The sequence below is a fragment of the Arthrobacter sp. TmtSoilC79 genome (assembly GCF_059739405.1).
The window spans coordinates 2,866,391-2,880,458 of sequence record NZ_AP046051.1 but is presented as its reverse complement, the minus strand read 5'-3'; the positions used below and the strand labels follow the sequence as shown (position 1 = coordinate 2,880,458).

The following is a 14,068-nucleotide window of genomic DNA, read 5'->3' as shown; positions in this document are numbered from 1 at the left end:
TGTCCCGATGAAAGGCCACCCGTGAGCAATATTCCAGAAGAACTTTCCTATACCGCGGAGCACGAATGGGTTACCGCTCCCGATGCCGAAGGCGTTGTGCGGATTGGCATCACCGATTTCGCGCAGGACGCCCTGGGTGACGTCGTCTATGCCCAGATGCCCGAGCCCGGGACAAAGGTCACCGGCAATGAAGTGGTGGGGGAAGTTGAGTCCACCAAGAGCGTCAGTGATATTTACGCGCCGGTGAGCGGGGAGGTCACTAATCGCAATGACGCGTTGGACACCGATCCCGCGCTGATTAACTCCGATCCCTACGGCGAAGGGTGGCTCATTGAGGTCAAGCTCGCAGAAGCAGATGCAGTGGATTCCCTGCTCAGTGCATCAGAGTACGAACAACAGGTAGGCTAAAGTTATCTGGCCCGCCAAGCTGAATTTCCTTAACGGGAAAAGCGCGACGGCGGGCCAGCAACCGATTTGCCCGGCGGTACCGGGATGCGGAAGTGGCTGGCAGGTTTTGGAACTGCCGGCAGATGAGGAGGAAATTCCATGGTTGGCGGCGAACAGAACCAAGCCAATGTCGGGAACGGCGCGGAGGAACAGCCCACGTCGGAGACCACCTCGATCAGCATCACGCCAACGTGGGACGAGCCAAGCATCGCTCCCAAGCTGGCCCCTGAAGAGCGTGCATCCGTGGAAGCACTTCCGCCCAACTCGGCCTTGCTCATTGCCCACAGCGGGCCCAACGCCGGCGCACGGTTCCTTTTGGATGCCGACACCACCACTGCGGGGCGGCACCCTGATGCGGACATCTTCCTTGATGACGTCACGGTGTCCCGCAAGCACGTCCAGTTCCTTCGGACGGCCACCGGATTCGAACTGGTGGACATGGGCAGCCTCAACGGAACATACGTCAACCACGATCGCGTGGACCGTGTGCAGTTGAAGAGCGGCAACGAGGTCCAGATCGGCAAGTTCCGGTTGACCTACTACATGAGCCCTGTCCGCGCAGCAGGCCAAGTCTGACGGGGTCCTGCCTTTGGCTATCGCCCAGCCTGACCGCCGTGGACCGCAGGTCCTTAACATTGGGGAAGTCCTCGCCCAGCTGAGTGACGACTTCCCGGGGATGACTGCGTCCAAGATCCGCTTCCTGGAGGAAAAGGGGCTCATCAATCCCAAGCGGACCGCTGCAGGTTACAGGCAATATGCGGACAGCGACGTCGAGCGCCTCCGTTTTGTCCTCGCATTGCAGCGCGATCAGTACCTCCCGCTGAAAGTCATCAAGGATTACCTTGACGCCATCGACCGCGGAGAGCGCCCGGAGAACCTGCCACCCGGGGTAACAGTTGCTCCCAAAGCTGTCTCGGCCGGAATGGCTGCCGAGGTGCAGGGGAGGGCCCGGGCACTGACCGAGGAGCAATTGCGTTCTGAGTCCGGTGCCAGCGTGCCCTTGCTGGAGTCCCTCCTGAGTTTCGGACTGATCAGCCATGTCGGTGGGCGCTTCGATGAACACGCCCTCCAAGTGGCGCGGGCCTGCGTTCAATTGGAAGGGCACGGGCTCGAGCCCCGGCACCTGCGTCCCTTCCAGGCTGCCGCAGAACGTGAATTCGGTTTGGTGGAGCGGGCCGTAGCGCCCCTGACATCCCGCCGGGACGCAGCTTCCCAAGCGCGCGCAGCAGAAGCTGCCCGTGAGATCAGCGAGCTCTGCCTGACACTTCACAGGGCCCTCGTCCACGATCGCATCTCCCGGATGGACAGCTGATGATCGAAGTCGAAATCGTTGGCGTCCGCATAGAACTGCCGTCCAACCAGCCCTTGGTGCTTCTTCGGGAGCTCAATGGGGAACGGCACGTGCCCATTTGGATCGGAACCCCTGAGGCCAGTGCCATCGCTTTGGCCCAGCAAGGGGTGGTCCCTCCGCGGCCCATGACACACGATCTCCTGGTCGATGTTGTCGAATCACTGGGTCATTCGATCATCAGCGTCAATATCGTGGCCGTTGAGGACAACATCTTCTATGGACAACTGCAGTTCGACGACGGCACGGTAGTCAGTTCCCGGGCTTCGGATGCGCTGGCGCTGGCGCTGCGTGCAAAATGTCGTATCTGGTGCGCGGACGCCGTGATGGAAGAAGCCGGCGTCCGAATCACCGAACACGACGAAGGCGAGGACTCCGAGCCGGATCCCAGCGTGGACGAAGAGCGCGAAATGCGCCGGTTCCGTGAGTTCCTGGACGACGTCGAACCCGAAGACTTCGAAGGTTGAGAGACCCTAAGCCTAAAGTTGAGGGTGAAACTTTCGACACGACGTGAAATTGGGGCCAAGGTCTTTGACCTCGGCCCCCGACGGGCCTAACGTCGAAGGTATCAAGTTCCCGTTGCATACACTGCCCGCGCAAGTCACACTGGAAGGTGCGGACTTGTGGGAATTACACTGCTGCATTTCAGTGTTGTGCCAGAGTATGCACCGTCCCCAAGGGAACTGAGAACAAGGAGGTCACGTGAGTCCGAAAGGCGAAGCAGGCGAGCTGAAGCAGGCCTCGACCGGCATTGCTGCGCCCGCATCCGGCGCCCAAGGTTTGCTCTTCACAGAGGACCTTCCTGTGCTGGACGAGGACGCGGGTTACCGCGGCCCCACTGCTTGCAAAGCCGCGGGTATCACCTACCGCCAGCTCGACTATTGGGCTCGAACGGGCCTGGTGGAGCCCGCAGTTCGCGGCGCGGCCGGATCAGGTTCCCAGCGGCTCTACGGATTCCGCGACATCCTGGTTCTCAAAGTGGTCAAGCGGCTCCTTGATACTGGTGTTTCCCTGCAGCAGATCCGAACTGCCGTTGAACACCTGCGCGAGCGTGGCGTTGAGGACCTTGCCCAGATCACTCTGATGAGCGATGGCGCGAGTGTCTATGAATGTACTTCGGCTGATGAAGTCATTGACTTGGTGCAGGGCGGACAGGGCGTCTTCGGCATCGCCGTTGGACGTGTATGGCGGGAAGTCGAGGGAAGCCTGGCCGCACTTCCGAGTGAACACGCTGTAGAGCAGTCCTTTCCCGACGACGAACTGAGCAAGCGCCGCGTGGCCCGCCGGATCGGCTGAGACCGGGCACCCAAACACAACTTTTATGAGAAGAGCCTCTTCCCTTGTGGGGAAGGGGCTTTTTCTGTCGGCAGGGGCGCCTGTAGCTAAGCGAGCGGCTCGGGCCCAATCAGCCGGCTCACTTCAGCCGGGTCCTCTTCAGCGGGGCCCATCTCAGCCGGGCTGATTCAGGCGGGCTGATTCAGCCCTGACGATCCAGCCCCGACTGGTTGGGTCAGCGCTGGCGGCGGTCCCGCGTGGAAGGTTGCCCTGCCAGGAGGCTCTGCAGCAGTGCATCGAACAGTTTGGCGGAGTTCTTGGCGGAATCTCCCGGCCAATGGTGAACGGAGTGGGCTGCGCCTTGGATCTGCTGCCAGTTGGCCTGTTCAGGAATGTGGGGGGTCAGCAGCAGCTCACCGAACATGGACTCCATTTCCGCCAAGCGGAACGTGTGCTCGGCGGATCCGGTGCGTACCCGGTTGGCTACGATGCCCGCGGGTGCCAGGTTGGGGGCGAACTCCTGCCGGAAGAGTTGGATGGCCCGCATGGTGCGTTCGGTGCCGGCAACGGAAAACAGTCCGGGTTCAGCCACCAGCACCACACGGTCGCTGGCGCTCCACGCCATGCGCGTCAAACCATTCAGGGACGGCGGGCAGTCGACCAGGACGAGTTCATAGGCGGTGGTTCCGGACAGAACTGCTGAAAGCCTGCGGAGGTCGCGGCGTCCCAGATCCGGGCGGTCATAGATTCCGGTGAAGGCGGAGCCCACTGCGACGTCCAGGGTGCCGTCGCTGGAACCGTTGGATACCCAACTGCTGCCTGCGACGTTTTCCTGGATCCGGGCTTTCCGGGGGCTTTTCAGCATCCGGCCGATGTCGAGCTGCCCACCGGGCTGGACGCCCAGGGCCGTAGTGGCGTCGGCGTGGGGATCGAGATCCACCACCAGGGTGGGAATGCCGGCGGCGAGGGCCGCGGACGCCAGACCAGTGGTCACGGAAGTCTTTCCCACTCCACCTTTGAGGCTGCTGATGCTGACTACTTGCACTTGAAAACCCAAAACCTAACGCCGGTTGCCGTATCGCGCTGATTCGGCTCCGGAACCGCCGGAGCCGGGGCTCGCCGAAGCCCCCTGAACATCATATGGTGCTTCCGGGCTGAAACCCGCTTTCTACGCGCCAGGGCGCAGGAGGCAACCCTTGCTATTAGCACGCTGTCCGATCGCGCGCACGCATATACAGCCCACATGACGATTCCTTTGTGATGGTTGCCACAAAGATTTGTGTTTGATGCTGGCGGCACTACACACTGTGACCACCGACCGATCCACCCGCAATGATGCAGGAGAAGTATGTTTTCGAAAATTCTGGTGGCCAATCGCGGAGAAATCGCGATCAGGGCGTTTCGCGCTGGTTATGAACTTGGCGCCAAGACCGTAGCCGTCTTTCCGCACGAGGACCGTAACTCGATCCACCGGCAGAAGGCCGATGAAGCTTACCTGATCGGGGAGGTGGGCCATCCCGTCCGCGCCTACCTGGACGTGGAGGAGGTTGTCCGCGTCGCCAAGGAAGCCGGCGCAGACGCCATCTACCCCGGCTACGGATTCCTCTCCGAGAACCCCGACCTCGCCCGCGCAGCGAAGGCAGCAGGAATCACTTTCGTGGGCCCGCCCGCGGAAGTGCTCGAACTCGCCGGCAACAAGGTTGCGGCCTTGGAAGCAGCCCGCAAAGCCGGCGTGCCCGTCCTGAAGTCGAGTAAGCCGTCCAAGGACCTTGACGAGCTCATCGCGGCTGCGGACGACATTGGGTTCCCTATCTTTGCCAAGGCCGTTGCCGGTGGCGGCGGACGTGGCATGCGCCGCGTTGAGACGCGTGAAGCACTGCCTGAGGCATTGCAGTCCGCCATGCGCGAGGCTGACGCCGCGTTCGGCGATCCCACCATGTTCCTTGAGCAGGCCGTCCTGCGTCCCCGGCACATCGAAGTGCAGATCCTGGCCGACGCCGAGGGTAATGTCATGCACCTCTTCGAGCGCGACTGTTCACTGCAGCGCCGCCACCAGAAGGTCGTGGAAATTGCTCCGGCGCCGAACCTGGATGAGAACATCCGCCAGGCGCTCTACCGTGACGCCGTTGCTTTCGCGAAGGCGCTTAATTACGTCAACGCTGGAACTGTGGAGTTCCTGGTGGACACCGAGGGTGAGCGTGCGGGCCAGCACGTGTTCATCGAGATGAACCCCCGTATCCAGGTGGAGCACACTGTCACCGAGGAAATCACGGACGTGGACCTGGTGCAGGCGCAGATGCGCATTGCCTCGGGGGAGACACTGGCGGACCTTGGCCTGAGCCAGGAGACCGTCTCCATCAAGGGCGCGGCACTGCAGTGCCGTATCACCACCGAAGATCCCGCCAACGGGTTCCGTCCGGACGTCGGAAAGATCACCGGTTACCGTTCTGCCGGCGGTGCCGGTGTCAGGCTCGACGGCGGTACGGTTTACTCCGGCGCGGAGATCAGCCCGCACTTTGACTCCATGCTGGTCAAGTTGACCTGCCGCGGCCGGGACTACCCGGCAGCCGTGGCCCGCGCCCGCCGTGGCCTCGCCGAGTTCCGCATCCGCGGTGTTTCCACCAACATCCCCTTCCTTCAGGCTGTCCTGGCCGATCCGGACTTCAACGCCGGCAACGTGGCTACTGACTTCATTGACAAGCGTCCGGAGCTGCTGAAGTCGCACATCTCCGCTGACCGGGGAACCAAGCTGCTGACCTGGTTGGCCGAGGTGACGGTGAACAAGCCGAACGGCGAGCTGACGGTCCACTCGGACCCGGCCAGCAAGCTGCCGGCAATCGAAGGCCCGGTTCCCACCACGGGTTCGCGCCAGAAGTTGAGGGAACTGGGGCCGGAAGGCTTCGCCAAGGCCCTTCGCGAGCAGCAGGCCCTGGCTGTCACGGACACCACATTCCGTGATGCACACCAGTCGCTCCTGGCCACCCGCGTGCGCACCCGCGACCTCGTTGCGGCAGGGCCCGCTGTGACGGCCCTGATGCCGGAGCTGTTGTCGGTGGAAGCCTGGGGCGGTGCCACGTACGACGTCGCTTTGCGTTTCCTTGGTGAGGACCCCTGGGACCGCTTGGCTGCGCTGCGCCAGGCACTTCCGAACACCTGCCTCCAAATGCTCCTGCGCGGGCGCAACACTGTTGGGTACACGCCGTACCCGGAAGAAGTGACTGAGGCTTTCGTCAATGAAGCCGCAGCGACCGGCATCGACATTTTCCGTATCTTCGATGCCCTCAACGATGTGAACCAGATGGCTCCGGCCATCCGGGCGGTGCGGGCCACCGGAACCGCTGTTGCAGAAGTGGCGCTGTGCTACACGGGTAACCTCCTTGACCCCAACGAGGACCTGTACACGCTGGACTACTACCTCGACCTGGCACAGAGGATCGTCGACGCCGGTGCGCACATCCTGGCCATCAAGGACATGGCGGGCCTGCTGCGTCCGGCTGCGGCCACCAAGCTGGTGACGGCGCTGCGCGAGCGTTTCGACCTGCCGGTCCACCTTCACACGCACGACACCGCGGGCGGGCAGCTTGCTACCCTGTTGGCCGCCGTCGACGCCGGTGTGGATGCTGTTGACGTCGCTGCTGCATCCCTTGCCGGGACCACCAGCCAGCCCGCCGCTTCGGCGCTGGTGGCTGCCCTGGCCAACACGCCGCGCGATACCGGCCTTAGCCTGGCCAATGTCGGTGCCATGGAGCCCTATTGGGAAGCTGTTCGACGGGTCTACGCTCCCTTCGAATCCGGCCTGCCGGGTCCCACAGGGCGTGTTTACCAGCACGAAATCCCCGGCGGTCAGCTGTCCAACCTTCGCCAGCAAGCCATTGCCCTGGGGTTGGGGGAGCAGTTTGAAGCCATCGAGGATATGTACACCGCTGCCGACCGGATCCTGGGCCGGCTGGTCAAGGTGACGCCTTCTTCCAAGGTGGTGGGTGACCTCGCCTTGCACCTGGTCGGTTTGAACGCTGATCCCGCGGACTTCAACGAGAACCCGCAGAACTACGACATCCCGGACTCCGTCATTGGCTTCCTGTCCGGCGAACTTGGAGATCCTCCGGGAGGCTGGCCTGAGCCGTTCCGTACCAAGGCGCTGCAGGGCCGAAGCGTCAAGGTCCGCGATGTGGAGATCAGCGCCGAGGACAGTGCTGCACTCAAGGGTGATTCCAAGACGCGCCAGCACACACTGAACCGCTTGCTGTTCGCCGGTCCCACCAAGGACTACCTGAAGAGCGTGGAGACGTACGGCAACATTTCGGTGCTGGACACCCGTGATTACCTCTACGGTTTCCAGCAGGGTTCAGAGCACGTCATTGAGCTGGAAAAGGGCGTCCGCCTCATTGCCCAGCTGGAGGCTGTGTCCGAAGCCGACGAAAAGGGCATGCGCACAGTGATGTGTACGCTCAACGGCCAGTCCCGCCCGGTGGTTGTCCGCGACCGCTCGGTGGTCAGCAACGTCAAAGCTGCGGAGAAGGCGGACCCGTCCCAGCCTGGCCAGGTTGCAGCCCCGTTCGCGGGTGCCGTAACTGTCACGGCCAAAGCCGGTGACGTGGTCAACGCAGGCGATACCGTTGCCACCATTGAGGCGATGAAGATGGAAGCATCCATCACGACGCCGGTAGCCGGTACGGTTTCACGCCTTGCGATTTCATCAGTGGAACAGGTTCAGGGCGGCGACTTGCTGCTGGTGATCGGCTGATAATCCGACCATAAAAGAACCCCGTCCGGAAACTTCCGGACGGGGTACTTTTTTGTGCTGGTACTGGGGTGGTGCTTGGCCTGTCAGTCGTGGGTTGCGGAATGCCTGGGTTTCTCAGGAAGCCCGGCGGGCGGAGTACATTTCCTCGATCACAGCGTCGAAGTCCTTCATGACCTGTGCCCGCTTGACCTTCAGCGACGGCGTGAGGTGGCCCGAGGCCTCCGTGAAGTCCGCAGCCACAATACGGAAGGACTTGATGGCTTCAGCCTGGGACACCGACTGGTTGGCCTTGCTGATCAGTTCCTGGACGGCGGCTTTCACTACGGGATGTTCTGCCGCCTCGCCCAGGGAAGTGCCGGCCGGCAGTCCGTGGCGCTCGAGCCAGCCCGGGAGGGCTTCCTCATCGAGGGTTACGAGCGCACCGATGAACGGACGGTTGTCTCCCACTACCAATACCTGGGAGACCAGGGCGTCGGCGCGGATCTGGTCCTCGAGCAAGGCGGGAACCACGTTCTTGCCGCCGGCGGTCACAATGATTTCCTTCTTGCGTCCGGTGATCTTGAGGAATCCGTTGCTGTCGAGTTCGCCAATATCGCCGGTGCGGAACCATCCGTCGGTGAAGGTTTCCGCCGTTAGGTCCTCACGCTTGTAGTAGCCGCGCATGACGCAAACGCCCTTGGTGAGGATTTCGCCGTCGTCGGCAATCTTGACGGAGTTGCCCGGCAAGGGGGCGCCCACCGTGCCAATCCTGATCATGGAGGGAGTGTTCACCGAGATGGGGGCAGTGGTTTCGGTAAGCCCGTATCCTTCCAGGATCTGCAGGCCAATGCCTTGGAAGAAGTGACCGAGGCGTTCGCCCAGGGGGCCGCCGCCGGACACTGCATGTGCCACGTGGCCACCCATGGCTGCCCGGAGCTTGCCGTAAACCAATTTGTCGAAGACAGCGTGCTTGATTTTCAGGCCCAACCCCAGGGAGCCGGACTCTCGGGCCCTGGAGTAAGCGATTGCGGTGTCTACGGCACGGTGGAAGATGGCACCCTTGCCGCCGTCTTCGGCCTTGGTCAGGGCCGAGTTGTACACCTTCTCAAAGACGCGGGGGACGGCCAGGATGAATGTTGGCTGGAAGCTCTGGAGGTCCGCCAGCAGGTTCTTGATGTCCGGGGTGTGGGCCACCTTGACGCCGCCGGCCACTGCCAGCACGGAGATGAACCGTGCAAAGACGTGGGCGAGCGGGAGGAACATGATGGTCTTCCCGGACTCATTGATGATTTCGGGAAGGGACGCGCGGGCGTTCTCGGAAAGCTCCACGAAGTTGCCGTGGGTCAGTTCACACCCCTTCGGCCTGCCGGTGGTCCCGGAGGTGTAGATGATGGTTGCCACATCGGCCAGGCCGGCGGAGGAGCGGCGGGATTCGAGTTCGTCGTCGGGAACACCGGCGCCGGCTGCGCGCAAGGCGTCGAGCCCTGCACCTTCGAGCTGCCAGACGTTGGCCACGGAACTGATGTCCTCGGCAGCCACGGCCTGGCGGATGACGTCCTCGTGGTGTGCTGCCTCGCCAAAAGCTGCCACCGCACCGGAGTCACCCAGGTTCCATGCCACTTGGGACGGTGAGGACGTTTCGTAGATCGGGACAGAGATCGCCCCTGCGAACCAGATGGCGAAGTCCACCAAGGACCATTCGTAGCGGGTCCTGGACATGATGCCCACCCGATCGCCCGTTCCCACCCCGCTGGCAATCAGGCCCTTCGCCAAGGCCCTGACGTCCGCGAGGAAGTCCTTGGCCCGGATGTCCTGCCACTGCCCGTTGCTGTCCAGCTTGGAGAACAACGCAGGGTTCGACGCCTTTTCAGCCTCCCGGATCACGAAGTCCGTGATGTTGGTTTCAGGGGCAATTTTGACGAGGGGAGGAACACTGATTTCACGCAAGGTAGCTCCTTTGATATCCACGGGCCACGAGGGGCTGCTTTCACTCTAGTATGCCCGCTCGCGGAGGTGTGTCCTATTTCACCTACTGGCGAGTAACTTTACGGAAGCCCCGTCATTTCAAGCAACTTGGACCCCTCAAGGCCGCCGATGCATGGCCGCGGCACCCGGCGGAATATGATGATGGGATGCCCGCACAACGGTCCACTTTCCGTGTCAGACCCAAGCCACCGGCCTCAGCATGGAAGGACGTGCCGTGGGCTGCCCGGCGCAGCCATCTGGGCCGTCGCGGCCTGGCGATCGGCATAGACATCGGCGGCACCAAAGTCGCTGCCGGTGTGGTGGACGCCGAAGGACGGGTCCTCGCCGAGGCCCGCAGATCCACTCCCGGTGCAGACCCCAGGGCAGTGGAACAAACCATCGTGGAGCTGGTGGATGAGCTCAGCGCCGATCATCGGGTCAATTCCGTTGGAATCGGTGCGGCCGGCTGGATGGACCTCGACGGCGGAACGGTGCTGTTCAGCCCGCACCTGGCCTGGCGCAACGAGCCCCTCCGGGCCAGCCTGCAAAAGCTGCTGCGGCGTCCGGTCCTTCTGACGAACGACGCCGATGCCGCCGCCTGGGCGGAATGGCGCTTCGGGGCCGGCCAGGGGGAGAGCCGGCTGGTGTGCGTGACACTTGGTACCGGCATCGGGGGAGCCATGGTCATGGACGGCCGGGTGGAACGCGGACGCTACGGCGTGGCGGGCGAGTTCGGGCACCAGATCATTTTTCCCGGGGGACACCGTTGCGAATGCGGCAACCGCGGATGCTGGGAGCAGTACGCCTCCGGCAACGCCCTGGGGCGGGAGGCACGCCAACTCGTCCGAACCAACTCAACAGAAGGCCGGGCCCTCCTGGAGAAGGCCGGTGGAACCGCGGACAACCTCACGGGGGCGGCGGTGACCGCGTTGGCACTGGAAGGCGATGCCACCTCGCGTGAGCTCCTCGCAGACCAAGGTGAATGGTTGGGTTTGGGGCTGGCCAACCTCGCCGCGGCCCTTGACCCCGGTATGTTCGTGATCGGTGGTGGACTCTGTGATGCCGGGGAGTTCCTGGCCGGACCAGCGCGGGAATCGTTCGCGAAGAATCTCACGGGCAGGGGCTTCCGTCCCATGGCGGGGATTGAGCTCGCGGCGCTCGGTCCACGCGCCGGCATGATCGGTGCTGCGGACCTTTCGCGTGTCAGCGGACGCGCCAACCGCTAAGCCGGCCGCCCCAGAGGCGGGCGCGGTCCCTTAGATGCGGGCGCCGTCGTCGTCTTCATTCTTCTCCTGCGGAAGCCGCATGATCAGGAAGACCACCGAAACCACGAAAGCGGCAACAATACCCAGGATTGCAACAAGGGGAGCAGACCGCCAGAACATTGCAGTGAACAGCAAGGCGATGGGTCCGCCCACTGCGCCCACCCACGCCAGCATGGTCAACGGTTCCGTGCCGGCCAGGCTCGGAGGCTCCTCCGGAACGAAAGTGTCGTCGTCCTCGACCTCGAAATCACGCGGCCCCAAAGGGCGACCGGCGCTTTCGGAGGGACCGGGAGCAATTGCTGCCTCCGCGGGCGGCGTGGACAGTCCCAGGGGATCGAAATCCCTAAACGCTTTGCCCGATTCTGCGGGCGTCACGTCCTTGAGGCCCGTTTCGGCAGGATTCATGGCACCGGCGGAGCGGGGGTCCGCGCCGTCAGGGGTACCTGTGCCCTCCAACCGGGCCACCAGATCCAGCCACACGGCGTCGTCGTCATTGTTGGCACTCTGATCGGCAGAGTTGGCATCAGGCCTGTTCATGGGCTGTGTCCTTTTCGGGGGAAGGCCCGTGTCCGGCCAGGGTTGCTACGGTTTTCCGGATGAAATCCACGGTCCCTGCAAAGATCTCCGGGGCATCGTTGTCCAGGGTTGCTACATGGTAGCTGTTGCTGAGGTAAGTGACATCCACCGGAGCATTGACCCGGGCGCGCAGGAAATCCAGGCTCGCCTCTGAAATCACGTTGTCAACAGTGGACTTGTACACCTGGACAGGGGTGTGGATGCGCGGCAGGATCGCTGCGGTGTCCTTGTACATCTTTTTCAACTGATGCGCCGCGGCCACAGGCGTGCGGGCGTAGGCACCTTCATTCTGGTCCGGTTTGAGGATGTCGTTGGCAATGGCCGGCGTTGTCTTCACCACGTATTTGAGCGCTGCGACGATCACTGCCCGTGGGTCATCGAGGACCAGCCCCGGGTTGACCACTACGGTTCCTGCCACTGGACGCGTGGCCGCGATACGCAGGGCCAGCGTGCCACCCATGGACAGTCCGGTGCTGAAGACGTAATCGCACTCAGCCGCCAGTTCCAGGTAGGCATCATCTACTGCGCGGTGCCACTCCTGCCACGACCGGGTGGCCATGTCCTGCCACGTAGTGCCGTGCCCGGGCAACAACGGCAGCCTGACAGCATAACCGGCCGCCGCCAGGTGCTCGGCCCATGGCCTGACACTGTGCGGACTGCCGGTAAAGCCGTGGGACATGACGACGCCCACGCGGGGGCCGGTTCCGTTCCAATTGCTGAGGAACGGCGAGAAATCCGGAAGCATGTTCATGATGACTCCGAGGCTACTCTGTCCCCGGCGTGCTGACGGAAAAAGCTGGCGGATTCTTCGAAAATGGTTGGTGCGTCAACGTCCAGCGTGGCCACATGTCCACTGTGCGGAAGCGTCACCACCTTCAGCCGTGAGGACGCAATGTGGCGTTCAATCGCGGCTACGGAACTTGGCGGCACCACCTCATCCACTGACGACTTGAAAACCAATGCCGGTGCTTGCACCTTGGGCAGCCCGAGGGTAGCGGCGCGGAAGAGTTTCTTCAGTTCATGGACCGACTGCAACGGGGTTTTGGAATAGTCACCATCCTCGGTCGCAACAGGAGCGGGTTTGTCCTCCACGATCGGGGTGGTGGTTGGCATGAAGTGCTTGAGCGCAGCGACGTACCTCACGCGCCGGTCATAGAAGCTCAGCCCCGGATTGACCAGGACCAATCCGGGAACCTCATGCAGGGCAGCCACGCGGAGTGCTACGGCACCGCCCATTGACAAGCCCGCCACGAAGCACTTTTCGGTTTGCTCCGCCAAGTCCAGGTAGCTCTGCTCAAAGGTCCTGTACCAGTCCTGCCATCGCGTTGTTGCCAGGTCGCGCCAAGTGGTGCCGTGGCCTGGCAGCAGGGGAACCGACACCGCGAAACCTTGTGCGGCCAGGTACTCCGCCCACGGGAGGATACTGAGGGGACTGCCGGTGAACCCATGGCAGATGGCAACGCCTGTTGTGGCATTGGGACCATGCCCGGCGTAGTGGAAAGCAAGCGGCGCTGCAGGTGGGTGGCGTTCCGTCATGTGTCCCATCGTGTCACTGTTCCGGACATTTCTCACTGGAGTAGGGTTGCAGTTGAGTGCCGGCCGGTTGCCGGAAGCATGCCATCCGTCGGCCGTAGGAGGACAACTGTGTTCTATTGGGTCATGAAGAGGATCTTTCTGGGTCCCATCCTCAAACTCCTGTTCAGGCCTTGGGTCAAAGGCCTTGATAACGTCCCCGAAAGCGGCGCCGCGATCCTGGCGTCCAACCACCTGTCCTTTTCGGACTCCATCTTCCTGCCCCTGATGGTGCACCGGCCGGTCATCTTCCTGGCTAAGTCCGAGTACTTCACCGGCAAGGGAATCAAGGGACGGCTGACGGCGCTGTTCTTCAGGCTGAGCAACCAACTTCCCATGGATCGGTCCGGCGGGGCAGCGTCCGAAATGTCATTGCAAGCAGGCAAGGACGTCCTTTCGTCCGGAGGTCTGCTGGGCATTTACCCGGAAGGGACCCGCAGCCCTGACGCCCGTCTCTACCGCGGGAAAGTGGGTGTGGCACGGCTGGCCCTGCAAACGCGGGTACCCGTGGTGCCGGTCGCCATGATCGGTACGGAGAAGGTCCAGCCCATCGGCAAGAGGCTCCCCAGCATCCGCAGGGTAGGCATCATTTTCGGACAGCCACTGGACTTCAGCCGCTACTACGGCATGGAGGAGGACCGGCTGGTCCAGAGAGCAGTCACAGATGAAATCATGTCCGCTTTGATGCGTCTCTCCGGCCAGGAATACGTCGATGAATACGCTGCCGTGGTCAAGGCCCGGTTGGCCGGCAAGGGCCCGGAACCTGTCCACCAGGTCGAGGCAACAGAGGATGTTGCGGGGGACATAGCGGAGGACAGGGATGAACCGGGGAACAGCGATGAAGGGTCGCCGCAGAAACTGTGACGCAGGTGGCGGCATCAGTTACGCCCGCTGTCC

General features: G+C 62.8%; 13 protein-coding genes. 8 read left to right on the top strand and 5 right to left on the bottom strand.

Annotated features, from left to right (window positions below):
- Positions 1–21 precede the first annotated feature (21 nt).
- The 5 genes from gcvH (at position 22) to AC6JA3_RS13215 (ending at position 3,091) form a co-directional block, all read left to right on the top strand.
- A complete protein-coding gene (gene gcvH / locus AC6JA3_RS13235; RefSeq protein ID WP_223945116.1) occupies positions 22–408 on the top strand; it encodes a glycine cleavage system protein GcvH in 387 nt (128 codons plus the stop codon).
- Between the two features lie 138 nt (positions 409–546).
- Positions 547–1,023 carry an FHA domain-containing protein gene (locus AC6JA3_RS13230; RefSeq protein ID WP_026542480.1) on the top strand — a complete coding sequence of 159 codons (477 nt, stop codon included), beginning with the start codon at positions 547–549 and terminating at the stop codon, positions 1,021–1,023.
- Positions 1,024–1,042: 19 nt separating this feature from the next.
- Positions 1,043–1,759 (top strand): transcriptional regulator FtsR, encoded by a 717-nt coding sequence (gene ftsR / locus AC6JA3_RS13225; protein ID WP_026542481.1) that lies wholly within the window; start codon positions 1,043–1,045, stop codon positions 1,757–1,759.
- Positions 1,759–2,262, top strand: coding sequence for a bifunctional nuclease family protein (locus AC6JA3_RS13220; RefSeq protein ID WP_026548570.1), 504 nt, complete (start codon positions 1,759–1,761; stop codon positions 2,260–2,262). The genes ftsR and AC6JA3_RS13220 overlap by 1 nt, the downstream gene beginning before the upstream one ends.
- 235 nt (positions 2,263–2,497) lie before the next feature.
- Complete coding sequence (locus tag AC6JA3_RS13215; RefSeq protein WP_026542483.1) at positions 2,498–3,091, top strand: MerR family transcriptional regulator; 594 nt, start codon at positions 2,498–2,500, stop codon at positions 3,089–3,091.
- Positions 3,092–3,305: 214 nt separating this feature from the next.
- On the opposite strand, the gene AC6JA3_RS13210 is transcribed toward AC6JA3_RS13215, so the two are convergent.
- Positions 3,306–4,115 (bottom strand): ParA family protein, encoded by an 810-nt coding sequence (locus AC6JA3_RS13210; RefSeq protein ID WP_026542484.1) that lies wholly within the window; start codon positions 4,113–4,115, stop codon positions 3,306–3,308.
- A gap of 303 nt (positions 4,116–4,418) precedes the next feature.
- Between AC6JA3_RS13210 and AC6JA3_RS13205 the strand changes: the two genes are divergently transcribed.
- On the top strand, positions 4,419–7,814 hold the full coding sequence (locus AC6JA3_RS13205) for a pyruvate carboxylase (protein ID WP_026542485.1): 3,396 nt from the start codon (positions 4,419–4,421) through the stop codon (positions 7,812–7,814).
- Between the two features lie 114 nt (positions 7,815–7,928).
- Here AC6JA3_RS13205 and AC6JA3_RS13200 read toward each other — a convergent pair whose 3' ends face one another.
- Positions 7,929–9,740, bottom strand: coding sequence for an AMP-dependent synthetase/ligase (locus tag AC6JA3_RS13200; RefSeq protein WP_026548572.1), 1,812 nt, complete (start codon positions 9,738–9,740; stop codon positions 7,929–7,931).
- Positions 9,741–9,925: 185 nt separating this feature from the next.
- Between AC6JA3_RS13200 and AC6JA3_RS13195 the strand changes: the two genes are divergently transcribed.
- Positions 9,926–10,984 carry an ROK family protein gene (locus AC6JA3_RS13195; RefSeq protein WP_091554110.1) on the top strand — a complete coding sequence of 353 codons (1,059 nt, stop codon included), beginning with the start codon at positions 9,926–9,928 and terminating at the stop codon, positions 10,982–10,984.
- Positions 10,985–11,014: 30 nt separating this feature from the next.
- Here the strand turns inward: AC6JA3_RS13195 and AC6JA3_RS13190 are convergent, their stop codons facing one another.
- From AC6JA3_RS13190 to AC6JA3_RS13180, 3 genes are read right to left on the bottom strand one after another with little or no spacing between them, the layout of a single operon-like run.
- Entirely contained in the window at positions 11,015–11,560 is a 546-nt protein-coding gene (locus tag AC6JA3_RS13190; protein ID WP_223945117.1) for a hypothetical protein, read from the bottom strand.
- The gene (locus AC6JA3_RS13185; RefSeq protein ID WP_026542489.1) at positions 11,547–12,350 is read right to left on the bottom strand and encodes an alpha/beta hydrolase; all 804 of its coding nucleotides are present in this window, start codon (positions 12,348–12,350) and stop codon (positions 11,547–11,549) included. The genes AC6JA3_RS13190 and AC6JA3_RS13185 overlap by 14 nt, the downstream gene beginning before the upstream one ends.
- A complete protein-coding gene (locus AC6JA3_RS13180) occupies positions 12,347–13,135 on the bottom strand; it encodes an alpha/beta hydrolase (RefSeq protein ID WP_347783524.1) in 789 nt (262 codons plus the stop codon). The genes AC6JA3_RS13185 and AC6JA3_RS13180 overlap by 4 nt, the downstream gene beginning before the upstream one ends.
- Before the next feature lie 108 nt (positions 13,136–13,243).
- Here AC6JA3_RS13180 and AC6JA3_RS13175 point away from each other — a divergent pair, with 108 nt between their 5' ends.
- Positions 13,244–14,035 (top strand): lysophospholipid acyltransferase family protein, encoded by a 792-nt coding sequence (locus AC6JA3_RS13175; protein ID WP_026542491.1) that lies wholly within the window; start codon positions 13,244–13,246, stop codon positions 14,033–14,035.
- The last annotated feature ends 33 nt before the right edge of the window (positions 14,036–14,068 follow it).

What these genes read in the sequence shown, in the direction of transcription:
- AC6JA3_RS13195 (WP_091554110.1), top strand. Translation starts at nt 9,926, where the DNA reads ATGCCCGCACAACGGTCCACTTTCCGTGTCAGACCCAAGCCACCGGCC.
- AC6JA3_RS13190 (WP_223945117.1), bottom strand. Translation starts at nt 11,560, where the DNA reads ATGAACAGGCCTGATGCCAACTCTGCCGATCAGAGTGCCAACAATGAC.
- AC6JA3_RS13230 (WP_026542480.1), top strand. Translation starts at nt 547, where the DNA reads ATGGTTGGCGGCGAACAGAACCAAGCCAATGTCGGGAACGGCGCGGAG.
- AC6JA3_RS13205 (WP_026542485.1), top strand. Translation starts at nt 4,419, where the DNA reads ATGTTTTCGAAAATTCTGGTGGCCAATCGCGGAGAAATCGCGATCAGG.
- AC6JA3_RS13180 (WP_347783524.1), bottom strand. Translation starts at nt 13,135, where the DNA reads ATGACGGAACGCCACCCACCTGCAGCGCCGCTTGCTTTCCACTACGCC.
- AC6JA3_RS13220 (WP_026548570.1), top strand. Translation starts at nt 1,759, where the DNA reads ATGATCGAAGTCGAAATCGTTGGCGTCCGCATAGAACTGCCGTCCAAC.
- AC6JA3_RS13185 (WP_026542489.1), bottom strand. Translation starts at nt 12,350, where the DNA reads ATGAACATGCTTCCGGATTTCTCGCCGTTCCTCAGCAATTGGAACGGA.